Annotated in this window: 22 protein-coding genes; 5 read left to right on the forward strand and 17 right to left on the reverse strand. The window is 66.4% G+C overall.

Going from position 1 to position 21,034, the window contains the following annotated elements; all coding sequences use genetic code 11:
- Positions 1–44: 44 nt before the first annotated feature.
- The 5 genes from DEA8626_RS19710 to DEA8626_RS21190 form a co-directional block, all read right to left on the reverse strand.
- Positions 45–893 carry an RNA polymerase sigma factor gene (locus DEA8626_RS19710; RefSeq protein ID WP_181366548.1) on the reverse strand — a complete coding sequence of 283 codons (849 nt, stop codon included), beginning with the start codon at positions 891–893 and terminating at the stop codon, positions 45–47.
- A 4-nt stretch (positions 894–897) separates the two neighbouring features.
- The gene (locus DEA8626_RS19715) at positions 898–1,476 is read right to left on the reverse strand and encodes a glutathione S-transferase family protein (RefSeq protein WP_108854959.1); all 579 of its coding nucleotides are present in this window, start codon (positions 1,474–1,476) and stop codon (positions 898–900) included.
- 101 nt (positions 1,477–1,577) lie between these two features.
- On the reverse strand, positions 1,578–2,990 hold the full coding sequence (locus DEA8626_RS19720) for an FAD-binding oxidoreductase (RefSeq protein ID WP_108854982.1): 1,413 nt from the start codon (positions 2,988–2,990) through the stop codon (positions 1,578–1,580).
- Positions 2,991–3,031: 41 nt separating this feature from the next.
- Positions 3,032–3,853, reverse strand: coding sequence for an MBL fold metallo-hydrolase (locus DEA8626_RS19725; protein ID WP_108854960.1), 822 nt, complete (start codon positions 3,851–3,853; stop codon positions 3,032–3,034).
- A 163-nt stretch (positions 3,854–4,016) separates the two neighbouring features.
- The gene (locus DEA8626_RS21190; RefSeq protein ID WP_181366550.1) at positions 4,017–4,184 is read right to left on the reverse strand and encodes a hypothetical protein; all 168 of its coding nucleotides are present in this window, start codon (positions 4,182–4,184) and stop codon (positions 4,017–4,019) included.
- A gap of 176 nt (positions 4,185–4,360) precedes the next feature.
- On the opposite strand from DEA8626_RS21190, the gene DEA8626_RS19730 reads away from it, so the two are divergent.
- Entirely contained in the window at positions 4,361–5,257 is an 897-nt protein-coding gene (locus DEA8626_RS19730; RefSeq protein WP_108854961.1) for a helix-turn-helix domain-containing protein, read from the forward strand.
- Between the two features lie 18 nt (positions 5,258–5,275).
- Here DEA8626_RS19730 and DEA8626_RS19735 read toward each other — a convergent pair whose 3' ends face one another.
- The 9 genes from DEA8626_RS19735 to coxB all read right to left on the reverse strand — a co-directional run bounded on the left by DEA8626_RS19735 (position 5,276) and on the right by coxB (position 12,681).
- Entirely contained in the window at positions 5,276–5,860 is a 585-nt protein-coding gene (locus DEA8626_RS19735; protein WP_108854962.1) for a GNAT family N-acetyltransferase, read from the reverse strand.
- Positions 5,860–7,122 (reverse strand): M16 family metallopeptidase, encoded by a 1,263-nt coding sequence (locus DEA8626_RS19740; protein WP_108854963.1) that lies wholly within the window; start codon positions 7,120–7,122, stop codon positions 5,860–5,862. Before DEA8626_RS19740 ends, DEA8626_RS19735 begins: the two co-directional genes overlap by 1 nt.
- Complete coding sequence (gene thrC, locus DEA8626_RS19745) at positions 7,119–8,510, reverse strand: threonine synthase (RefSeq protein ID WP_108854964.1); 1,392 nt, start codon at positions 8,508–8,510, stop codon at positions 7,119–7,121. The genes DEA8626_RS19740 and thrC overlap by 4 nt, the downstream gene beginning before the upstream one ends.
- A gap of 8 nt (positions 8,511–8,518) precedes the next feature.
- Complete coding sequence (locus DEA8626_RS19750) at positions 8,519–9,199, reverse strand: SURF1 family protein (protein ID WP_108854965.1); 681 nt, start codon at positions 9,197–9,199, stop codon at positions 8,519–8,521.
- Positions 9,200–9,267: 68 nt separating this feature from the next.
- The gene (locus tag DEA8626_RS19755) at positions 9,268–10,071 is read right to left on the reverse strand and encodes a cytochrome c oxidase subunit 3 (protein ID WP_108854966.1); all 804 of its coding nucleotides are present in this window, start codon (positions 10,069–10,071) and stop codon (positions 9,268–9,270) included.
- A gap of 21 nt (positions 10,072–10,092) precedes the next feature.
- Positions 10,093–10,671 carry a cytochrome c oxidase assembly protein gene (locus tag DEA8626_RS19760; RefSeq protein WP_108854967.1) on the reverse strand — a complete coding sequence of 193 codons (579 nt, stop codon included), beginning with the start codon at positions 10,669–10,671 and terminating at the stop codon, positions 10,093–10,095.
- Positions 10,668–10,832, reverse strand: coding sequence for a cytochrome c oxidase system small membrane protein (locus DEA8626_RS21195; RefSeq protein ID WP_181366551.1), 165 nt, complete (start codon positions 10,830–10,832; stop codon positions 10,668–10,670). Before DEA8626_RS21195 ends, DEA8626_RS19760 begins: the two co-directional genes overlap by 4 nt.
- The gene (gene cyoE, locus DEA8626_RS19765; RefSeq protein WP_108854968.1) at positions 10,832–11,764 is read right to left on the reverse strand and encodes a heme o synthase; all 933 of its coding nucleotides are present in this window, start codon (positions 11,762–11,764) and stop codon (positions 10,832–10,834) included. Before cyoE ends, DEA8626_RS21195 begins: the two co-directional genes overlap by 1 nt.
- A gap of 53 nt (positions 11,765–11,817) precedes the next feature.
- Positions 11,818–12,681, reverse strand: a complete 864-nt coding sequence (gene coxB / locus DEA8626_RS19770; protein WP_108854969.1) for a cytochrome c oxidase subunit II — start codon at positions 12,679–12,681, stop codon at positions 11,818–11,820.
- Positions 12,682–12,858: 177 nt separating this feature from the next.
- On the opposite strand from coxB, the gene tldD reads away from it, so the two are divergent.
- Entirely contained in the window at positions 12,859–14,280 is a 1,422-nt protein-coding gene (tldD, locus tag DEA8626_RS19775) for a metalloprotease TldD (RefSeq protein WP_108854970.1), read from the forward strand.
- Between the two features lie 42 nt (positions 14,281–14,322).
- Here tldD and DEA8626_RS19780 read toward each other — a convergent pair whose 3' ends face one another.
- Positions 14,323–15,078, reverse strand: coding sequence for a VOC family protein (locus tag DEA8626_RS19780; RefSeq protein WP_108854971.1), 756 nt, complete (start codon positions 15,076–15,078; stop codon positions 14,323–14,325).
- A gap of 218 nt (positions 15,079–15,296) precedes the next feature.
- Here DEA8626_RS19780 and dprA point away from each other — a divergent pair, with 218 nt between their 5' ends.
- A complete protein-coding gene (gene dprA / locus DEA8626_RS19785) occupies positions 15,297–16,481 on the forward strand; it encodes a DNA-processing protein DprA (protein WP_245890944.1) in 1,185 nt (394 codons plus the stop codon).
- A 140-nt stretch (positions 16,482–16,621) separates the two neighbouring features.
- On the opposite strand, the gene DEA8626_RS19790 is transcribed toward dprA, so the two are convergent.
- A complete protein-coding gene (locus DEA8626_RS19790; protein WP_146188909.1) occupies positions 16,622–16,918 on the reverse strand; it encodes a protealysin inhibitor emfourin in 297 nt (98 codons plus the stop codon).
- Positions 16,919–16,953: 35 nt separating this feature from the next.
- The gene (locus DEA8626_RS19795) at positions 16,954–18,078 is read right to left on the reverse strand and encodes a M4 family metallopeptidase (RefSeq protein ID WP_108854973.1); all 1,125 of its coding nucleotides are present in this window, start codon (positions 18,076–18,078) and stop codon (positions 16,954–16,956) included.
- Positions 18,079–18,294: 216 nt separating this feature from the next.
- Here DEA8626_RS19795 and topA point away from each other — a divergent pair, with 216 nt between their 5' ends.
- A complete protein-coding gene (gene topA / locus DEA8626_RS19800) occupies positions 18,295–20,826 on the forward strand; it encodes a type I DNA topoisomerase (protein WP_108854974.1) in 2,532 nt (843 codons plus the stop codon).
- An 81-nt stretch (positions 20,827–20,907) separates the two neighbouring features.
- Positions 20,908–21,034: CoA-transferase (locus tag DEA8626_RS19805; RefSeq protein WP_281261510.1), on the forward strand; the 127-nt coding region annotated here is incomplete at its 3' end.

Raw genomic sequence — 21,034 nt, forward strand, 5'->3', positions numbered from 1 at the left:
CAACAGCCGGACGCGCCGATGGCACCCTCCGCGCGGGACTCGGCTCATGCCTCGCCGCCCGCCTCACGCGGCGCTGCGCCGATACAGTCCTCCGGCGTGACCGACCCGGCGCCCTCGTCCTCGATTGGCTTGCAGCGGCGGAAGAACACGTCATGCAGCGCAGCGTTCCTGCGCTGCGAGGGATCGACCGAGCGCACGATTCCCATGCGCACGGCCAGGCTGTCGATATCCGGCAGCGGCGCCCTGCGCGCGCCCACCGCCTCCGCTGCCTGCCCGAGGCCCTCGCATTGGTGGCACATGCCGGTCTTCGAGACGAGCGCACAGAGCCCGCGATAGCGTTCCTTCATCTGCGCCCGGGCCGCCGAAAGCCGGTGGCGCAGCACGGAATCCGAGGTTCCCAGCACGTTGGCCGCCTCGCGGTTGGACAGCTCCATCACGTCGCGCAGGACCAGCGCGGCCTGTTCGTCGGGCGGAAGCGATCGGCCGAGGCAAACGAAGCAATAGGCCACGTGCTCCCGCGCGTCGAAGACGAATTCGGGCTCGCGCATCGGCGACATCACCTCGGCCTGAAGCCCTTCGTCGGAGGCGCATATATTGGCGTAGGCGATCTGCGATTCCCGCCGCCACCGCTTCTGCGCCCGCAGATGGTCGACCGCACTGCGCGTAGCGATGGATACGAGCCATGTCGAAAAGGCGGCGCGTCCGTCGAACCTGGCGATTCCAGCCCACGCCTTGACCAGTGCTTCCTGGATCACGTCCTCGCTATCCTCAGGGTGGCCGATCATGCGCCAGACCACACCCTTCACCTTGGGCAGCGCCTCCGTAACCAGCGCATCGAAGGCGGCCCGGTCACCGGACCGGGCACGCTTGACAAGGGTTCCGGTGTCGGTCACGCCCCTATCCTCCGGTCTGGGCGAAGGACGGCCGCCGCGCGATGGCGTCCATCCAAGCCGCCAGGCGCGGACGTCCGTTGCGTATACGCTCCGCGCCCCATTTGCTTTGATGGTAGGCCAGCATCGGCGCGAAGAACAGATCGGCTGCCGAGAGCGTCTCGCTGGCGACATGGCGTGTTTCGCTCAGGCTGTATTCGAGCCAGTCGAAGACCTTGGCCGCCTCGGCGGACTGCGCCGCGTTCGGCTCGTCCTCGGCGTCGATCTTGACGACGGCCCTGTAGGCATAGTCGATCGCCGCGGACACTGCGGCCATGATCTGGGCGCGCTCAGCGCCACTATCGCCGAAGAGCCGCGGCGATCCGTTCAAGTGATCGAGGTAGTCGAGGATCGCAAGCGTCTCGTAGACCGTGGCCGACCCGTTGGTCAGAATCGGCATCTTCCCGAAAGGATGAAGCGCGAGGTGCGCAGGTTCCCCATAGGCCAGCGGGACGAGGTCATGGTCGATCCCGGACTCTATCGCGCCCATGCGCGCGGTGCGGGTGTAGGTCGACGGCGCGAAACCGTGCAGTGTGATCTTGGACATTGTCTAGCTCCTTCTGTTTGGTAGGGAGTTAGACGGACTGTGGCGGAGAAACCGCCAAAGCATTGGCAAGTATGAAAACATTTTAGGCCGCCGCTTCTCGCTCAGGAGCGCAGCACCGCCCCCGGATTCATGATGCCCAAGGGGTCGAGCGCGGCCTTGATCGCCCGCATCGCGGACAGTTTCGCGGGGTCTCCGTAACGTTCGAGGTCGTCGCGCTTCAGGCGGCCGATTCCGTGCTCGGCACTGATCGAGCCGCCGAATTCGTGTGCGAGGTCGTGCACCGCTTGTCGGATCGCGTCCGCCAGATGCCGGTGGTCGGCCGCGCGCCCGCCTTTCGGCGGGAACACGTTGTAGTGCAGGTTGCCGTCGCCCAGATGGCCGAAGCAGTTGATGCGCAGATCGCCCAGGGCACCGATCGCCGCCCCGGCACGGTCCACGAAAGCCGCGATCTCAGAAAGCGGCAGCGAGATATCATGCGAGGCGATGGCGCCGATCCTGCGGTTGGCTTCGGGCAGCGCCTCGCGCAGTTTCCACAGCGCGCGCGCCTGCGCACTGCTCGACGCGATCACGCCGTCGCTCACGAGCCCATCCTCCGCCGCCGCTTCGTAAAGCTCGGCCAGAACGGTCTCGGGATCGAGCCCGGCAGGCAGGCCAAGCTCGGCGAGCACCATCCAGTCCGGGCGCTTCGCGAAGGGCTGGCGCAGATCGGGCAGGACCTCGTCGAGGAAGAAGAGACCCTGGCGCGACATCAGCTCGAAACTCGTGACGCCGCCCGCTGTCCGCTCCTGTGCGCGGGCGAGAAGGTTCAGTGACGCCGACGGGTCGGCGACCGCAAAGGCCGCTGTGCCGATACCGGCGGGCCGCGGATACAGCCTGAGCGTGGCGGCGGTGATGATGCCCAAGGTCCCTTCGGACCCCACCAGCAAATGCCTCAGATCGTAGCCCGTATTGTCCTTCCTCAGCCGCTTCAGCCCGTGATGGACGGACCCGTCCGGCAGCACCGCCTCCACTCCAAGGCAAAGGTCGCGGGCGTTGCCGTAGCGCAGGACCGCCGTTCCCCCGGCATTTGTCGCGAGGTTGCCGCCGATCCGCGCGGTCCCTTCCGACGCGAGCGACAGCGGAAAGAGCCGTCCCGACTTCTCGGCCGCCGCCTGCGCCTCGGCGAGCGTCATGCCGGCCTCGACGAGCATCACGCTTTCGTCCGGCCAGATGCCGCGCAAGGCGCACATCCGCTCCAGCGAGAGGATCAGCGGAGCGGGACCCTCCGGCACGACTTGGCCGAGCACCAGCCCCGTCCCGCCGCCCCAGGGCACGATCCCGACCCGCGCCTCGGCACAGACCCGGACGATGCGCGCGACCTCGTCGGTCGTTCGGGGCCGCGCGAGAAGCGCCGACGGCGTGACGGCGAGGTCGCGCGGCTCCTCGAGATAGCGCGGTTCGGCCCTTCCGAGGGTGCCATCGGGCAGGCACTCGGACAGGCGCTTGGCAAGAGCCGCATCGGCAGGGTTCAGCATGGGTCCGGTGAAGCATGCCTTGGGCGGCGCGGCAAGGCCGTTCACTCGAGCGGCCGCGGCGGGAGCACCACGACCGTCGGCTGCGACGGCAGCGTTCGCAGCGCGATCTCTAGCGAGGTGTCGTCGCGGACATCGATCAGGAACTCGTCCTCCATGCCCGCCAGGAAGAAGGCGAGTCCGGTGGAACTGAACCAGTGCATCGGCAGCACCACCGACGAACGCAACCGCTTCAGCACTTTGATCATCGTCGGCAGGTCCAGCGTCATGCCGCCGTCGACTGGCGCCATCACCACGTCGAGCCGGCCAAGGGCCGCATACTGCGCCTCCGTCGGCTCGTGATGCAGGTGGCCGAGATGGCCGATGCAGAGCCCGGCGACCTCGAAGACGAAGATCGAGTTGCCGTTGGGCTCCACCGTGCCGACGGACCCCCGGATGTCGGTCGGCACGTTGCGGACGAGCATCTCGCCCAGGTCGAGGTAGTGATCGGCCGGTTCGCCCGTGTAGTCCCAGCCCTGAAGGACATGCGGGATCCGCTCGTCGGGCAGCGACGTCCAGTGCGACGAATGGGCGTGATTCATGGTCACGACGGTCGGCACGACGTCGGCCGGGCCGAGGATGCCGGTGTAGTCGGTCGCGACTGTAAGCCCGCCCGGCGTCTCGATGAAATAGGTCGAATGCCCGACATAGGAGAGCCTGACGGTCTCCTCCGCCAGCGGATCGCCCCACTTCGCTTGCCAGACCATCTCGATCCCGGGCGCCGCGTCGGCGATGGCGATGCAGTGGCTCGGACGACGGGTCTGGGCCGTGGCCGGCAGCGCGGCCACGGCGGCGACAATTACGAGACAAGACAGACGACGGAGCATCGGCACCCCCTGCCCGCGATGATAGCGCGGCGGCGGCGCAAGTCACCCCCTGCCCGGTCCGAACACGGCTCACGCTTCGGGTATCGCCCGCGCCAGTTCGGCCAGCGCCCCGCAGGCGGCGGGGCAGATCTTGCGCGGCCGAGCGGCGCCCCAGGCAGCGCGATCAGGCCACGCGCGACCGATTCCGGAGCGCGACGAACCATTTGGCGCGGCGCGTCCTGCGCTCGGGCGGCGGGTCATCGGGTGCGGGCCGGTAGGCGCGGGCCTCGCCGCCGCCAAGGGCCGCCGGCAACAGAAAGTCGGTCGCGAACGGGGAAATGCGGCGGGTCATGGGAATTCTCCTGGTCGTATGAAGCAGATTCAAGCCTGCCCGACCAGCCCGTATCCCTCCACCGACGTGACCCGCACCACCCGGAAACACCCGTAAGTCACCCGCAAGCCCCTTGGCAAACCGCACATGCGGAGGCCATTCTGGGGATCGACACCGGCTGCAAAGCTGGGGGTATCATGGCTGAAAGCGCCTCCCTCTTCGCCCGCAAGCTGCGTGCCTGGCGCGCAGGCGCGGGGATTCACGGGCGCATCACGCAGGAGATGCTGGCCGAACGGCTCGGCGTCAGCGTCGATGCCGTCGGAAAGTACGAACGCTCCGCCTCCTTCATCCGCGGCGACCTCGAGCACCGGCTCGCCGACGAGCTCGGCTGGAGCCGCGAAGAAATCCTGGCCTGCCGCGAGGACTGGGACGCCCGGCGCCAAGAACCCCGCAAGGGCGCCTACCGCCTGCTCGACGATACCTTGGTCGGCGAAGTCTACGGCGGGTCGTGGCACCGGGCAGCGCGTGCCTCAATCGTCCTGGCAAACGAGGAGTTTGGTGTGCTGCCCGAGGAACTTGCGCCCAATGAAAAGGTCTTCCTGCCGATCTACGAGACCTATCGTGATCACTGGGCGGCGGTGATGCGCGATGGCCGCATGGTCGCGAAATGGGCCTTGCCCTTTCTCGATTTCGAGGACGAGGCGTTGTTCCGGGCCGGCCGCCTGATCGAGGCGGAACTGTCGGTCGACCGAATCCGCCGCCCCATTCTCCCCGGCACCTATTACGGCTACAGCCCGGCGGTGGTTGTGCGCCCCGGACACGAGGCGGCCGGGACGCTGCTGCTTTCCTCCTTCGTGCGCTTTCTCGAAGGTCTGGCCAATCGTGAGGTCTTGCTGCACGGCATCGGGACCGTTTCGGTCTCGCCCGGCGGGGCCCAGATCTGCCGCGATATCGGCATGACCCGGCTCGGCAGCCACTGCCTCGACCCCGACTTCGGGGTCTGGGAACTCCCGGGTGCCGCGGTCCCGAAGTCCATCTTCGCCCGCCGCAGCACGATACTGCGTCGGTGTTACACCGAGGCGTTTGGAACCTGAACTCGCCCGAAGATCGCCTCAGCCCGCCCCGGTCTTGCCGCGCCGGTCGCTGCGAAGGTTCGCGTAAAGCACATGGTTGCGCCAGCGGCCGTTGATCTGGAGATAGCTCTGCGCCACGCCTTCATACTTGTAGCCGCATTTCTCCAGCAAACCGCGCGAGGCCGCGTTCTCCGGCAAGCAGGCGCTTTCGAGCCGCGACAGATCGAGCGCGCTGAAGCAATGGTGGATGACGGCGCGCAGAGCCTCGGCCATGTAGCCCTTCCGGGCGTGCGAGGCGCCGATCCAGTAGCCCACCGTCGCCGCCTGTGCGGGGCCGCGCCGGATGTGGTCGACCGTCACCGCCCCCAAGAGCGCCTCGTCCGCGCGCCGGACGAGGAAGAGGGGTAGCGCGGTGCCCTGACCGTGGGCGCGCTGCGCCCAGTAGACCCTATTCGTGAACGACTTGCGCGTCAGATGGTCGGGCGACCACACCGGCTCCCAGGGTTCGAGGAAAATCCGGCTTTCGTCGCGCAGGCCCGCCCAGTCGCGAAAATCGCCATGCGCCGGAAGGCGCAGAGTCATCCGCTCGGTCTCGATGCTGACCCGGCGGCGGCGCAAGAGCATCAGGCAGCGAGCCTCTCGCGCAGCACACCGAGGGCGGGCGCGCGGTCCACCGGGCCGTAAAGCGCAAGCGCGGTCGTCGCGCCGGTTGCGAGCCGCTCGGCGAAGGCGCGAACGCCTGCGAGGTTCACCGCCTCTATCTCTCCCGTGGTCTCCTCGACGCTCGGCACCCGGCCCCAGAGGGAAAGGTGACGCGCCATGCGCTCGGCCCGGCTCGACGGGCTCTCCAGTCCGATGAGGAGCCCCGCCTTCATTTGCGCCCGCGCCCGCGCGACCTCAGCCTCGCTCATGTCTTCCGCCGCGCGTTTCAACTCGTCCATCGTCAGGTTGGAAAGCTCGGCAATCTCTTCGGCCGACGTGCCGGCATAGACCGTGATCATCCCGGCATCCTCGTAGGCGCCGGCCTGGGCGTAGACCGAATAGCACAGCCCCCGATCCTCACGCAGCTTCTGGAACAGGCGCGAAGACATGCCGCCGCCGAGCGCCGTCGCATAGACCTGTGCGGTGTAGAAGTCGGTGTCGCGCACGCCCGGCGCCTCGAAGCCCATCGCGAAATGGACCTGCTCCAACTTCTTCTCCTCGCGCCGCTCGCCACCCCGCCAGCGCGCCGGCTGCATCTTGCCCCGCTCGACGCGCCGATGGGCGCCGAAGACGGTCTCTGCCTCGCGCACGATGGCGTCGTGATCGACCGCCCCGGCCGCCGAAAGGATCATCTGGTTCGGCCCATAGTGCTCGGCGACGAAGCTGGTTAGATCGGCGCGGCCGAACCCCGCCACACGCTCTGCCGGTCCGAGGATCGTGCGCCCGAGCGCCTGATCGGGGAAGGCTGCTTCCTGCAGCCAGTCGAAGATGATGTCGTCCGGCGTATCGAGCGCCTGCCCGATCTCCTGCAGAATGACGTGGCGCTCGGTCTCGATCTCCTTGGAGTCGAAAACGGGGTTGAGCACGATGTCCGAGATGACGTCGAGCGCAAGCGGCACATCCGCCTCCAGCACGCGGGCGTAGTAGGCGGTCATCTCGCGCGAGGTATAGGCGTTGATGTAGCCGCCGACGTCCTCGATCTCTTCGGCGATCTGCGCCGCCGTGCGCCGTTTCGTCCCTTTGAACGCCATGTGTTCGAGGAAATGCGCAATCCCGTTCTGATCGATGCGCTCGTGACGTCCTCCGGTCGTCAGCCAGATGCCGATGGCCGCCGAGGCGAGGCCGGGCATGTGCTCTGTCACGATCCTCAGACCGTTCGGTAGTGTCGTAAGCCTCGTCGTCAACGCCTTCGCCTTTCCTGGACCACCGCCTCCAGCCGGGCGAGGTCGTTCGGCACAGATGTAACACGTTCGGGGCGCGAGAAAAGGTCGGCCATGCGTTCGGGCAGGCCGGGGCGCAGACCCGCCGCCTTTTCGACGGCGTCCGGGAACTTGGCGGGATGCGCGGTCGCGAGCGTGATCATCGGCACCGACGGGTCTCGGTTGGCCTCGGCGACGGCGACGCCGACAGCGGTGTGGGGGCAGAGCAGCTCCCCCGTCGTCTCGTGCAGGCGCGCGATGGTGGCAAGCGTCTGATCCTCGGACACGCGGCCCGAAATGTAGAGGTCGCGCAGGGTCTCCAGCGCGCCCTGCGAAACAGTGAACCCGCCCGCGTCGCGCATCTCCGCCATGAGTTGCGCGACGGCGCGGCCGTCGCGGCCATAGGCGTCGAAGAGCGCGCGTTCGAAGTTAGACGACACCTGGATGTCCATCGAAGGCGAGATCGACGGTTTCACGCGACTCGTTTCGTACCGCCCCGTCGTCAGGCAGCGATGCAGAATATCGTTCTGGTTGGTGGCGATCACCAGCTTCTCGGTGGGCAGCCCCATGCGCTTCGCGATGTAGCCAGCGAAGATGTCACCGAAATTCCCGGTCGGCACGGTAAAGCTGACTTTGCGGTCTGGCGCACCGAGCGAGACTGCCGCGGTGAAATAGTAGACCACCTGCGCCAGAACCCGTGCCCAGTTGATGGAGTTCACACCGGCAAGCCCCACCTCGTCGCGGAACTCGAAATGGTTGAACATGTCCTTGAGCCGCGCCTGGCAATCGTCGAAATCACCCGCAAGCGCGAGGGCGTGGACGTTGCCCTCGTCCGGCGTCGTCATCTGCCGGCGCTGGACATCCGAGACACGTCCCTCGGGAAAGAGGATGAAGACATCGACATTATCGAGGCCCCTGAACGCCTCGATGGCCGCCGATCCGGTATCGCCCGAGGTCGCGCCGACTATGGTGACCCGCCGCCCCTCGCGCGCGAGCGCGATCTGGAAAAGCTGCCCTATGAGCTGCATCGCGAAGTCCTTGAACGCGAGTGTCGGGCCGTGGAACAACTCCAGAAGGAAGTGGTTTGGCGCGAGCTGCACGAGCGGCGCGCGCGCCGCGTGGCCGAATCCGGCATAGGCGGCGTCGATCGCCTGGCGAAACTCGGCATCCGTGAACGTGTCCCCCACGAAGGGGCGCATCACGCGGAACGCCGCCTCCTCGTAGTCCAAGCCCCCGAGCGCTGCGATCTCGTCCGCCGAGAGCGCCGGGATCGCCTCGGGCACGTAGAGCCCGCCGTCGCGGGCCAGCCCGGTCAGCATCGCCTCGCCGAAGCTCAAAACCGGGGCCCCGCCCCTCGTTGAAACGTAGCGCATATTGTTCCTCAGTTCGTCCGCTGCCTGATACGCCAGAGTAGAAACCCTGTCATCCCCGCCCAGACCGCCGCCAGCGAAAACCAGGTGATCGCATATTCGCGGTGGTCGTTCGGGATGGCAGACGTGCCGACAGGTACCGGTACGATGCCCTGCGCGTCGCCCTCGATTTGGCGGGCCACGACAAGGACTGGCAGCGTGCCGAGGGATTCGGACATCGCCGCCACGTCGCGGGCGAACCAGAGCCCTGTTCGCGCGTCGGGGGGCGGAGTGAAGCTGTCGGTCTCTTCCGGCCAGTGGAGGTTGCCGGTCACCGACAGAGCGACCGGCGGGCGGGGATCGGACCGTGCCGTCTCCGGGATGAAGCCGCGGTCGATCAGGATGCGTGCGCCTTCCGCTGTCTCGAAGACCGCGATGACCTCATAGCCCGCGCCTTGGCCCTTCTTGCCCGACAGGACCAGAAGCTCCTCTCCAGTCGTGCGGCCCGCCACCGTTACCGGACGATAGAGATCGGACTCGCGCATTGGCGTCGCGATGCTGGAAAGCGGAACAGGGTCGGCCGCGATTTGCGCCTCGATGGCGGCGATCACGCCCTCTTTCCAGGCGAGCCTCCGCGCCTGCCAGAACCCGAGCGCCATGAGGACGGCGATACCGGCGGCGCCGATAACGAGCGCGGGAAGATAGCGGCGCATGCATAAACCTCAAAACAAAACGCGGGGAGCATGCCCCCCGCGTTTCCCGTTTCCGCCGGGGACGCCGGTCAGGCGCTTCCCCAGATGTAGATCGCCGCGAAGAGGAAAAGCCAAACCACGTCGACAAAGTGCCAATACCACGCGGCCGCCTCGAAGCCGACATGCTGCTCGGGCGTGAAGTCACCTTTCATCGCCCGGAACATGCAGACCAGGAGGAAGATCGTCCCGATGACGACATGCGCGCCGTGGAAGCCCGTCGCCATGAAGAACGACGCACCGTAGATGTTGCCCGCGAAGCCGAAAGCCGCATGGCTGTATTCGTAGGCCTGAAGTGCTGTGAAGCAGACGCCGAGGAACACGGCGAGCGCAAGCCCGTTTATCATGTCCTTGCGGTTGTTCTCGTGCGCGATCGCGTGGTGCGCCCAGGTCGCGGCCGCTCCTGAGCAGAGCAGGATCAGTGTGTTGATCAGCGGCAGGTGCCACGGGTCGAAGGTCTCGATCCCCGCCGGCGGCCAGACGCCGTCCACCGCGGGGCTTTCCGGGCCCATCGGGTAGAGCGCGTGCTTGAAGAAGGTCCAGAACCAGGCCGAGAAGAACATCACCTCGGACATGATGAACAGGATGAAGCCGTAGCGCAGGCTGATCCGTACGACCGGGGTGTGGTCGCCGGTATTGCCCTCGTGGATCACGTCCGCCCACCAGCCGTACATGACGTAAAGCACCAGCGCGAGGCCGATGAGGAACATGAAGGGCGTGATGCCCTTCATCCACAGGACTGCCCCGAACAGCATGATGAAGCCGCCGATCGCGCCAAGGAACGGCCAAAGCGAGGGCTTGAGAATGTGGTAGTCGTGGTTCTTCGCGTGCGCCATGTCGGTTTCCCTGATTTGGCCTTAGTTATAGTCGGCGCTCTGGCCGGGCGAAAGGTTCGCTTGCGCCTCGGGCAGCTCGGTTTGGTAGAATGTGTAGCTGAGCGTGATATTCCGGATACGCCCCGCGTCGCGGTCGTCCACCAGATCGGGATCGACGTAGAAGACGACCGGCATCTCGATCCGCTCGCCGGGCTGCAGCACCTGCTCGGTGAAGCAGAAGCACTGGATCTTGCTGAAGTAGTAGCCCGCAATGTCCGGCGCGACGTTGTAGCTGGCGGTTCCCGCGACCGGCCTGTCGGTCGGGTTGTAAGCCTCGTAGAAGGCCATCCCCGTCTCGCCAATCTTCAGCTTCATCTCGCGCTGGACGGGGCGGAACTCCCACGGCATGCCCGAAGCGGTGTTGGCGTCAAAGCGGACCGTCACGATCTCGTCGAGGATCTCGGACGCGCCTGAAGCGGCGACATTCGTCGTGCCTCCATAGCCCGTGACCCGGCAGAACCAGTCGTAGAACGGCACCGCAGCCCAAGCGAGCCCCCCCATCGTGACGACGACGCCCACGAGCATTGCAGCAGTCCGGCTGTTGCCCTCGAGCCGCTTCATCTCGACGCCTCCGAGGCTGGCAGCTTGCCCTCTTCGAGATGGGAGATCTTGACTACGGTCAGGCCGAAGATCAGCGCGACAAAGGCGCCAAGGACCAGCCCCAGTCCAAGGTTGCGGCCCCAGCGGCGGCCGTGGATCTCGTGATCGCGGTTGAGCGCCATCACCATCCTCCGAGCCCGAGGGGTGCGAGGCTCGTCTCGACGAGAAGCGCGCCGAAATGCAGGAACAGGTAGCCGAGCGAGAAGCGGAAAAGCGCCTTCTCGGCCTTATAGCCGTCGGCCTCCGCCACAGCCTCATCGCGCCGCGCGACTCGGATGGCGCCCCGGATGAATAGCGCGTTCAGCACCAGCGCCGCGGCCAGCGTCACAGGCCCGCCAATCGAGGACAACGAAAGCGCGATCGCGAAGGGCGCCAGCAGGACCGTGTAAACGAGGATGTGCCTGCGCGTCACGGCCCTGCCATGCGTCACCGTGAGCATCGGCACACCGGCCTTGGAATAGTCGTCCTTCATGAAGAGCGCGAGCGCCCAGAAGTGCGGCGGGGTCCACGTGAAGATGAGCGCGAACATGAGAAGCGACTCGACAGACACGCCGCCCGTCGCGGCGGCCCAGCCGATCATCGGCGGGAAGGCCCCGGCCGCACCACCGATGACGATGTTCTGCGGCGTCAGGCGCTTCAACCAAATCGTGTAGACGACAACGTAGAAGAAGATGGTGAAGGCCAGGAACGCGCCGGCGAACCAGTTGGTCGCGAGTCCCAGCATCAGGCAGGAGAGACCCGACAACGCAAGTCCAAGGCCGAGCGCCTCACCCTCGCTCACCCGGCCGGCCGGAATCGGGCGCCCCTGGGTGCGCCGCATCACCCTGTCGATATCGGCGTCGTACCACATGTTCAGCGCCCCCGAGGCACCGCCGCCGAGTGCGATGAAGAGGATCGCAGTGAACGCAACGAAGGGATGGACGGCGACCGGCGCGACGATCAGCCCGACCATGGCGGTAAAGACGACAAGCGACATGACGCGCGGCTTCAGAAGCTGCACGTAGTCGCCGAAGCTCGCCTCCTGGCCGTGGTCAATAGCGCTGATATCGCTCATCGCTCTCCCCCGCTGGGACGGGGCGCACGCGGCCGGCGCGCCCCAGCCCATTGTCAGTCGGCCTGCGCCACCTGAACCGGCGCCGAGTTACCCAGGCCTGCCGTTTTGGTGCGTTGCACCCAATCGTCATAGACTTCCTGGCTGACGACCTTCACGGTGATCGGCATATAGGCGTGATCCTTGCCGCAAAGCTCCGAACACTGTCCGAAATAGATGCCCTCGCGCTCGGCCTTGAACCACAGCTCCGCGATCCGGCCCGGCACGGCATCCTGCTTCACGGCGAAGGCAGGGATGGTCCAGGCATGGATCACGTCGTTCGCGGTGACCTGAACGACCACGGTCTTGTCGACCGGAACCACGACCGCTGTGTCGGTGGCCAGAAGAAATTCATCCTGGCTGTAGCCGGCCGCTTCCAGTCCGTCACGACCCAGCAGGAAGCTGTCAAATGCGATTTCCTCGTCGGGATACTCGTAGGACCAGTACCACTGGTTCCCGATCGCCTTGATCACCACGTCGCCTTCCGGGATCTCCTGCTGCTTGAAGAGAACCGGCAGCGAGAACGAGCCGAGCACAACAAGGATCAGGACGGGGATCAGCGTCCAGAGAATCTCGATCGGCGTGTTGTGCGTGAATTTCGCCGGCGTCGGGTTGACGCGGCTGTTGTAGCGCAGGATCACGATCAACAGAAGCACCACAACAAAGCCTGCTACCCCGATGCAGAGGTAGAGCAGCATGTCATCCAGCCACTGCTGGTCGCGTGCCAGTTCCGTCACCGCAGGCTGGAAGCCGGTGCCGTCGGCTACGGGCCGACCCACGATTTCAAGCCCGGTGATGCCGTCCTGGGCGCGGGCCGCGCCGGCGGCGATGGTGGCGGTAAAGGCGGCCCAGAGGCCGGAAAGCTTGGTCGCAAGACGCATGTCGTTTTCCCGTTCCTGTCGCGGCTGATACAGCCGGTTCCAGACCGGTGCCGCTTTGGCGGCGGGCCGGTTGTATCCGCGCACTCTAAAATCATATTAGAGTGAGTGCGACAAGCGAAACCATTGCGGCAAACGGCCGCTTCTTGACCAGAATCAAGGACTGCAGAGGCGACGACGATGACAGAGCCGCGATTTTCACCGTTTGAGTCTCATCTGGACGAGGCGCGCGCGCTTGCGATTCTGCGCGAGGCGACCGCCGGCGCAGAAGATGGCGAACTGTTTCTCGAACGCCGCCGCTCGGAGGCGCTCGTCTATGACGACGGCCGCCTGCGCAACGCGAGCTACGACGCATCGGAAGGATTCGGCCTGCGCGCGGTGAACGGCGAGGTCGCGGGTTATGCCCACTCGACCGAAATCTCCGAATCCGCACTAAAGCGCGCCGCTGAGACCGCGCGCCTCGCGGTGGGAGATGGAGGCGGCGTCATGGCCCCGCCGCCCACACGCACCAACCGCCACCTCTACGGCGACATGGACCCGATGGCCGACGCGGCCTTCGCCCCCAAGGTCGAGACGCTCCGCGAGATCGACGCCTTTGCCCGAGCCCTTGATCCCCGCGTGGTGCAGGTCACGGCCTCGATCGCGGCCTCGCTGCAAGAGGTCGTCATCCTGCGCCCCGAGGGCGGGCTCGTGTCGGACATCCGCCCGATGGCCCGGCTCAATGTCTCCGTCATCGTCGAGGAGGCTGGCCGGCGCGAAACCGGCAGTCACGGCAGCGGCGGGCGGTACGGGCTCGGCCCGCTCATCGCGCCGGAAAACTGGCAGGCCGCGATCCGCGAGGCGCTGCGGATCGCGCTCGTCAACCTCCGCTCCGTTGCCGCGCCGGCCGGCGTGATGGATGTGGCGCTCGGCGCCGGCTGGCCGGGAATCCTGCTGCACGAAGCCGTCGGCCACGGGCTCGAGGGCGACTTCAACCGCAAGAAGACATCGGCCTTCGCCGGTCTCATGGGGCAGCAGGTCGCGGCGAAGGGCGTGACCGTGCTCGACGACGGCACCATCCCCGACCGGCGCGGCTCGCTCACCGTCGATGACGAAGGCACGCCTTCGGGCAAGAACGTGCTGATCGAGGACGGCGTCCTCGTGGGGTACATGCAGGACCGGCAGAACGCCCGGCTGATGGGCGTGACGCCCACAGGCAACGGGCGGCGCGAGAGTTTCGCGCATATCCCGATGCCTCGGATGACGAATACCTACATGCTCGACGGCGAAGCGCGGGCGGAGGATGTGGTGGCCGACGTGAAGGACGGCATCTACGCCGTGGGCTTCGGCGGCGGGCAGGTGGACATCACGAACGGCAAGTTCGTGTTTTCCTGCACCGAAGCTTACCGCGTGAAGGACGGCAAGATCGGCGACCCGGTCAAGGGCGCGACGCTGATCGGCGACGGCGCGACGGCGCTCAAGAACATCCGCGCGATCGGCAACGACATGAAGCTCGACCCAGGCATCGGCAATTGCGGCAAGGCCGGGCAATGGGTGCCGGTGGGTGTCGGCCAGCCGACGCTTCTCATCGGCGGTCTCACGGTGGGCGGCTCGGCGGCCTAGCGAAGCGCAAACTGCCGTGGCGACGCCTTGCGGTTGGCGGGATCAGCCGGATGCCGAGGCGCGGACGGGGTCCACGAGCCCAAAGAACGCTCCCGCGGGGTCCGCGAGCACGACGAGTTCGCCGATATCCTCCACGTTTTCCTTGTGAACCTGAACGATCGCGCCCGCGCGCCGTGCCCTCTCGCAATCGCCTCCGACGCTCGTTGAGCGGAAATACGGAATCCAGCACGGCCTGGGCATGTCGAACTCCGTGTCTCGAAAAAACAGCCGGGGGTCTTCGCCGTCCGACAGCTTCGCGCCGCGCGCCGTCGATGCGGATTGAAAGCCGAACACGTCGGCGTAAAAACCGGCGAGATCCGAGACATTCGGCCCCCAGAATTCGGCAAGGCACGGATCGCCCGGCGAATCGTGCTCGGGCGGGTGCGTCCGAAGGCGGATCAAGGAAAACGCATTGCCGGCCGGATCGCGCGCATCAAGGAGCTGCCCGAGCTCTCCGAGGGAATAAATGCCCCTTCCGGTCTCGCCGCCGCCGCGCTTGATGGCCTGCTCGGCAAGCTCCAGATCGCCCGAGAACCAGATCATCCATTTCGCGACGGCGAATGCGCCCATTGCCATGAACTGGTTGCCAAAGACGCGATCACCGTTCGCGATAAGCGGTATCGAACCCCATGGCGCAACATGCAAAGGCGTGCAAGTCCAGCCAAAGAGCGCCCCGTAGAAGTCCATCGCCGCCGTCACGCGTTGGGCGTTCAGCTCCAGCCGCACCGGCCGCCCTGCCCTCACATCGTTCTGTCCCATGAACCTCCGGAACTTCTCTGAGGCGCACCGCCTGCCGGTCGATACCACGGAATGCGCTGCCGGTCTAACGTGCGCGGCGGGCCGGTTGGCGGGTGGTCTCTGAACGCATGTGGCTTTTTTCGCGGGGCGCCAAAATCGCCGCGAATCGTAACCATTGATTAACCTTGTGGCTGCATCTTCAGCTTGCGAATGAGGCGAAGGCACGAGGGATACAAGGTTTGTTCTCTTACCCCACCCCCTTCACCCCACCCACCACGGAAGACGACAGACTGTCGTGGCTCCGCCTCATTCGCTCCCACCGCGTCGGCGTAGCAACCTTCTGGCGACTGATCGAGGAACATGGCTCCGCTGAGGCGGCGCTTCTCGCATTGCCCGAAATCGCGAAGGCTGCCGGGGTCGAGGCCTACAAGGCGTGCCCCGAAGGCGTGGCACTTTCCGAACACAAGGCGGGGAAGTCCGCAGGGGCAAGGCTTCTTTGCCGGGGCGAGCCCGCCTATCCACATGCACTCGCCGACATTTCCGACGCCCCGCCGGTCCTCTGGGTGCGCGGCGATACCGGCCTGCTCGCCCGCCCGATGGTCGCGCTTGTCGGTGCCCGCAGCGCCTCCTCCCTCGGCACGCGCATGGCGCGCAAGCTCGCCGAGGGGCTCGGCGCGGCCGGCGTCACCGTCGTCTCGGGGCTCGCACGCGGCGTCGATGCCGCCGCCCACGCCGCCGCGCTGCCCACCGGCACGGTAGCGGTGATGGCGGGCGGCGTGGACGTCGTCTATCCGGCGGAGAATACGGGTCTGGCCGGCGAGGTCGCAGCCAAGGGGCTGATGCTTTCGGAACAGCCGATCGGGCTCGACCCGCTCGCGCGCCATTTCCCGATGCGCAACCGAATCGTCGCGGGCCTGTCGCGCGCCGTTGTCGTGGTCGAGGCTGCGCACCGCTCCGGCAGCCTGATCACGGCGCGCATCGCGCTCGAGCAGGGGCGCGAGGTATTGGCCGTGCCGGGCCATCCGTTCGACGGGCGCGCGGCGGGCTGCAACATGCTGATCCGCGATGGCGCGACCCTCGTGCGCGGGGCCGACGACGTGCTGGCCGCGCTCTCGGAGATGCCCGGCGGCGGTGACGGCGGCCGCTCGACGCCGCGCGCCGCCTCGGCGGTCGAAGGCGCACCGGCGCCCGCTCGCACCGCCTCTGCCGGTGCCCCGGTCGCGCCGCCCAATCCGCCCCGACAAGAAAGTGCCGCCCTTCACGACCGGATTCTCGACCGTCTCGGACCGAGCCCGGTGGCAGAGGACCAGCTAATTCGCGACCTCGCGCTGCCCGCAGCGAGCGTGGCAGAGGAACTGATCGCATTGGAGCTTGACGGCCGCGTCCAGCGCCAGCCCGGCGGCCTCTTGTCACGGGTCGACTGAGACGTTTTCAGGCAATGCCACTTGATCAGGCGCGCAATCCCTGCCGCGCCTCTACGTTTCGGGGCTTGCCTCCCCCCTTCGCGCGCGCGGGTCTGTCATGCGCGACCTGCGCCGGACATCCGCGCCGCGAACTGCGGCAATCACTCGCCCGTGTGGAGCATCGTGTCGATGAGGTCGAGCATTTCCGGCGGCATCGCCGCTTCGTCGAGCCGGTACTCGACCGGCTTGCCATCTTCCATGTCGAGCCCGATCACGTAGGTCAGCCGGTCCGCGCCGCGCTGCGCGCTGGTCGCGGCGAGCTTGGCGAGCCGCTCTTCGGTGAACTGGTCACAGACTTCCTGGCGCAGCGGCGTGGGCAGGTTGCCCACCGCGACAGACCGTTCCTTGCCGAGACCGAAACCGCCGATCCCCCCACTCGTCGCAATTGTCAACATCATCGCCAGACACGCCCCTTCCACGCCGCCGCCCATCCTCAGACCTCGATGCCCACGAGCTTCCAGGCCCGCCTGAGCAGCTTGGCGTCCATTGATCCGATCCCGTATAGCTCCATCGCGCTTTCCATCGTCTGAGTCGCCCAGTCATGGAAGACCGCGTTCGGATTGTTCAGCCGCTGCAGCGCGTGGTACCAGATCTGCCCCGGTTTCTCCCAGGCGTTTCCGCCCATGTACTGGCAATAAAGATAGAAGGCGTGGTTGGGAATTCCAGAGTTGATGTGAACACCGCCGTTGTCTGAGGTGGTGTTGACGTAGAAGTCCATGTGGTAGGGCTGCGGGTCCTGGCCAAGAACGGCGTCCGAATAGGCCGTGCCCGGCGCCTTCATCGAGCGCAGCGCCGAGCCGTTGATGTCGGGTCCCAGGATCGCCTTGCCTATCAGCCAGTCGGAATGATCCACGCTTTCGCCCGTCGCGTGCTGCTTGACGATCGCGCCGAAGACGTCGGCGAAGCTCTCGTTGAGCGCACCGGACTGACCCTCGTAGACGAGCCCTCCGGAGAACTGCACGACCCCGTGGCTCATCTCGTGGCCGATGACCGACAGTTCGAGGAAGGTGGAAAAGATCTTCCCGTCGCCATCGCCATACGCCATCTGCGTGCCGTCCCAGAACGCGTTGTTGAACTTCCGGCGATGATGCACCGTCTGGATCAGCTTCATGCCCATCCCGTCGATCGAATCGCGCCCGAACTCTGCGAAGTAGAGATCGTAGACCTGCTTGGCGCTGTCATAGGCCATGTCGACATCGTCGTCGCCCGACGGGCCGTCACCTTCCGATCGCACCAGCGTGCCGGGCAGGGCCGCCTTCTGCTTGCCGTCATGAACCGCGCGGTCGAGATTGCGCACGGGTGCGGCGGCGATGGCGGCCGGCGTCACGAAAGCCGCCGCCGTCTCGGCGCCGGCGGGCAACATGCGCAGGTTCGACTGCTGGCTGCGCTCCTCTCGGGCACGCGCGGCGATGGCGATCTGCTCGCGCGCGGCCTTCGCCGTCTTGGCATCGCCCCGCATGGTGAGCACTTCAAGCATGTGCGGCGGCACGATGCAGTGGAAGGGCACGGGCACGAACGGACCTGAATGGGAACAGCAGGACGGAGCGGATAGACACATGGCAAAACCTCCTTCGCTAAAATGCGTCGCCGCCCTCCCGCGCCCCGAAATAGGTGCGCGGCATGATATGCGGGCGGCGGCAGACAATGTATCACGCTTTGCGTTCTCAACCTACAGGCGACACCCGACAGTGGCTGCGCACGGTCATTGACATTCGCTCCGCTTGCCGCCCATGTAACGCGCCCAGAGCAGAAAAGCCGTTTTCAAGAGGAAGTCATGGCCGTCGTCGTCGTAGAGTCCCCCGCCAAGGCCAAGACAATCAACAAGTATCTCGGCCAGGACTACACGGTGCTCGCCTCTTACGGCCATGTCCGCGACCTGCCGCCCAAAGACGGCTCCGTCGATCCCGACAACGAATTCGACATGAAATGGGAAGTGGCGTCGGACAGCAAGAAGCATGTCAGGGCGATCGCCGAGGCACTGAAAACCGACGACACGCTCATCCTCGCCACCGACCCCGACCGCGAGGGCGAGGCGATCTCTTGGCACCTGAAGGAGGCACTGGCCTCGAGCCTGAAGAAAGGCAAGGAAGTCCGCCGAGTCACGTTCAACGCGATCACCAAGAACGCCGTCTCGGATGCGATGGCCCATCCGCGCGACGTCGATACCGCGCTCGTCGAGGCGTATCTCGCCCGCCGGGCGCTCGACTATCTCGTCGGCTTCAACCTCTCGCCCGTGCTCTGGCGCAAGCTGCCCGGCGCGAAATCCGCGGGTCGCGTCCAGTCCGTCTGCCTGCGCCTCATCGTCGAGCGCGAGCTTGAGATCGAGGCCTTCAAGGCGCGCGAATACTGGACCGTCACCGCCACGCTCGCCACCCCGCGCGGGCAGGAGTTCGAGGCGCGTCTCACCGTGCTTGGCGGCAAGAAGCTCGAGAAGTTCGACCTCGCCAACGAAACCGCCGCTGAAATGGCCGTCCAGGCGATCACCTCGCGCGACCTGATGGTGAAATCGGTCGAAGCAAAGCCCGCGAACCGCAATCCCTACGCGCCCTTCATGACCTCGACGCTGCAACAGGAGGCGTCCCGCAAATTCGGCATGGGAGCGAAGGCCGCGATGTCAACCGCCCAGCGGCTCTACGAGGCGGGCCACATCACCTATATGCGGACCGACGGCATCGACATGGCACCCGAAGCCGTGATGGCCGCGCGCGACGAGATCAAGCGCCGCTTCGGCGCAGAATACGTCCCCGACAGCCCGCGGATGTATAAGAACAAGGCCAAGAACGCGCAGGAAGCGCATGAATGCATCCGGCCGACCGACATGAGCCTCTCACCCGACAAGATCCGCGTCGAAGGCGAGCAGAAGAAGCTCTACGACCTGATCTGGAAGCGTACCATCGCGAGCCAGATGGCGGCGGCCCGGCTCGAACGCACCACGGTGGACATCGCCAGCGCGGACGGCGAGGTCGGGCTGCGCGCGACCGGCCAGGTCGTGATGTTCGACGGCTTCCTCAAGGTCTATGACGAAGGCCGCGACGACGAGGATGGCGACGACAGCGCCCGCCTGCCGCAGATCACGGAGGGCGAACGCACCGAGAAACGCAAAATCTCGCCCGAGCAGCATTTCACCCAGCCGCCGCCGCGATACACCGAGGCGACCTTGGTCAAACGCATGGAAGAGCTCGGCATCGGGCGTCCCTCGACCTACGCCTCGATCGTCACCACGATCCAGGACCGCGAATACGTGCGCAAGGAAAAGGGCCGCCTCGTTCCCGAGGACAAGGGCCGGCTCGTTACCGCGTTTCTGACGAACTTCTTCCGCCGCTACGTCGAGTACGACTTCACCGCCGACCTGGAGGAGGAGCTTGACGACATCTCCGCCGGCAGCCGCGACTACAAGGATGTGCTGGCCCGGTTCTGGCGCGACTTTACCGCCGCGATCGCGGAGACGTCGGATCTCAGGATCGGCGAGGTGCTGGAAAAGATCGACGACTTTCTCGCCCCCCATCTCTATCCGCCGCGCGAGGACGGGTCCGACCCGCGCCTCTGCCCAACCTGCGGAGAGGGACGACTGAACCTCAAGACCGCGCGGTCGGGCGGTGCGTTCATCGGCTGCTCGAACTATCCGAACTGCCGTTTCACAAGGCCGCTTTCGGGCCCGAACGGCGAGGCCGGCGACACCGGCGACCGGCTGCTCGGCCACGACGAGAACGGCCTGCCTATCTATATCCGGGCGGGCCGGTTCGGCCCCTATGTCCAGCGCGGCGAGGCTGACGAGGACAACCCCAAGCCGCCGCGCGCGAGCCTGCCCAAGGGCTGGTCGCCGGCCGAGCTTGAGCTGGATCGCGCGCTGATGCTCCTCAGCCTGCCGCGCGAGGTCGGATCGCATCCCGATGACGGCGAGCCGGTGGAGGCCGGGATCGGCCGTTACGGGCCCTACGTGAAGCACGGCCGCGTCTACGCGAACCTGCCCGATGTCGACGAGGTCTTCACCGTCGGCATGAACCGCGCCGTCGAAGTGCTGGCCGAAAAGGCGACGCGCACCGGACGCGCTGCACCGACGCCGCTTCGCGAACTGGGCGAACATCCCGACGGCGGGCCGGTTCAGGTCATGTCGGGCCGCTACGGACCCTACGTGAAATGGGCAAAGGTGAACGCCACGCTGCCGAAGGAGATGTCGCCCGAGGCCGTGACCTTCGACGAGGCGCTGACGCTCATCGCCGAGAAGGCCGCGAAAAAGGGCGGCGGCCGCAAGAAGGCGGCGAAGAAGACGACGAAGCAGGCGGCGAAGAAAGCCGCCGCCAAGTAGCCCCCCTTGCCGCACCGCAGCGATTGACTTCGCCCGCCCCCCGCGCGACAAATCCTCGCGGAGCAATTTCGGGGAGCGACGATGAAGAAGGTCTACGGCAGCGCGAAGGAGGCCCTGGACGGGCTGCTTCACGACGGCATGTTCATCGCGGCGGGCGGCTTCGGCCTTTGCGGCATTCCGGAGCTTCTGATCGACGCGATCCAGGAGG

It is taken from the genome of Defluviimonas aquaemixtae, from assembly GCF_900302475.1.
GTDB classification, from domain to species: Bacteria; Pseudomonadota; Alphaproteobacteria; order Rhodobacterales; family Rhodobacteraceae; genus Albidovulum; species Albidovulum aquaemixtae.

What these genes read in the sequence shown, in the direction of transcription:
- cyoE (WP_108854968.1), bottom strand. Translation starts at nt 11,764, where the DNA reads ATGAGCGATATCAGCGCTATTGACCACGGCCAGGAGGCGAGCTTCGGC.
- DEA8626_RS19730 (WP_108854961.1), top strand. Translation starts at nt 4,361, where the DNA reads ATGGCTGAAAGCGCCTCCCTCTTCGCCCGCAAGCTGCGTGCCTGGCGC.
- DEA8626_RS19715 (WP_108854959.1), bottom strand. Translation starts at nt 1,476, where the DNA reads ATGTCCAAGATCACACTGCACGGTTTCGCGCCGTCGACCTACACCCGC.
- DEA8626_RS19750 (WP_108854965.1), bottom strand. Translation starts at nt 9,199, where the DNA reads ATGCGCCGCTATCTTCCCGCGCTCGTTATCGGCGCCGCCGGTATCGCC.
- DEA8626_RS21195 (WP_181366551.1), bottom strand. Translation starts at nt 10,832, where the DNA reads ATGGCGCTCAACCGCGATCACGAGATCCACGGCCGCCGCTGGGGCCGC.
- DEA8626_RS21190 (WP_181366550.1), bottom strand. Translation starts at nt 4,184, where the DNA reads ATGACCCGCCGCATTTCCCCGTTCGCGACCGACTTTCTGTTGCCGGCG.
- coxB (WP_108854969.1), bottom strand. Translation starts at nt 12,681, where the DNA reads ATGCGTCTTGCGACCAAGCTTTCCGGCCTCTGGGCCGCCTTTACCGCC.
- DEA8626_RS19725 (WP_108854960.1), bottom strand. Translation starts at nt 3,853, where the DNA reads ATGCTCCGTCGTCTGTCTTGTCTCGTAATTGTCGCCGCCGTGGCCGCG.
- DEA8626_RS19790 (WP_146188909.1), bottom strand. Translation starts at nt 16,918, where the DNA reads ATGATGTTGACAATTGCGACGAGTGGGGGGATCGGCGGTTTCGGTCTC.
- topA (WP_108854974.1), top strand. Translation starts at nt 18,295, where the DNA reads ATGGCCGTCGTCGTCGTAGAGTCCCCCGCCAAGGCCAAGACAATCAAC.
- thrC (WP_108854964.1), bottom strand. Translation starts at nt 8,510, where the DNA reads ATGCGCTACGTTTCAACGAGGGGCGGGGCCCCGGTTTTGAGCTTCGGC.
- DEA8626_RS19735 (WP_108854962.1), bottom strand. Translation starts at nt 5,860, where the DNA reads ATGCTCTTGCGCCGCCGCCGGGTCAGCATCGAGACCGAGCGGATGACT.
- DEA8626_RS19720 (WP_108854982.1), bottom strand. Translation starts at nt 2,990, where the DNA reads ATGCTGAACCCTGCCGATGCGGCTCTTGCCAAGCGCCTGTCCGAGTGC.
- DEA8626_RS19755 (WP_108854966.1), bottom strand. Translation starts at nt 10,071, where the DNA reads ATGGCGCACGCGAAGAACCACGACTACCACATTCTCAAGCCCTCGCTT.
- DEA8626_RS19760 (WP_108854967.1), bottom strand. Translation starts at nt 10,671, where the DNA reads ATGAAGCGGCTCGAGGGCAACAGCCGGACTGCTGCAATGCTCGTGGGC.
- DEA8626_RS19795 (WP_108854973.1), bottom strand. Translation starts at nt 18,078, where the DNA reads ATGTGTCTATCCGCTCCGTCCTGCTGTTCCCATTCAGGTCCGTTCGTG.
- DEA8626_RS19780 (WP_108854971.1), bottom strand. Translation starts at nt 15,078, where the DNA reads ATGGGACAGAACGATGTGAGGGCAGGGCGGCCGGTGCGGCTGGAGCTG.
- tldD (WP_108854970.1), top strand. Translation starts at nt 12,859, where the DNA reads ATGACAGAGCCGCGATTTTCACCGTTTGAGTCTCATCTGGACGAGGCG.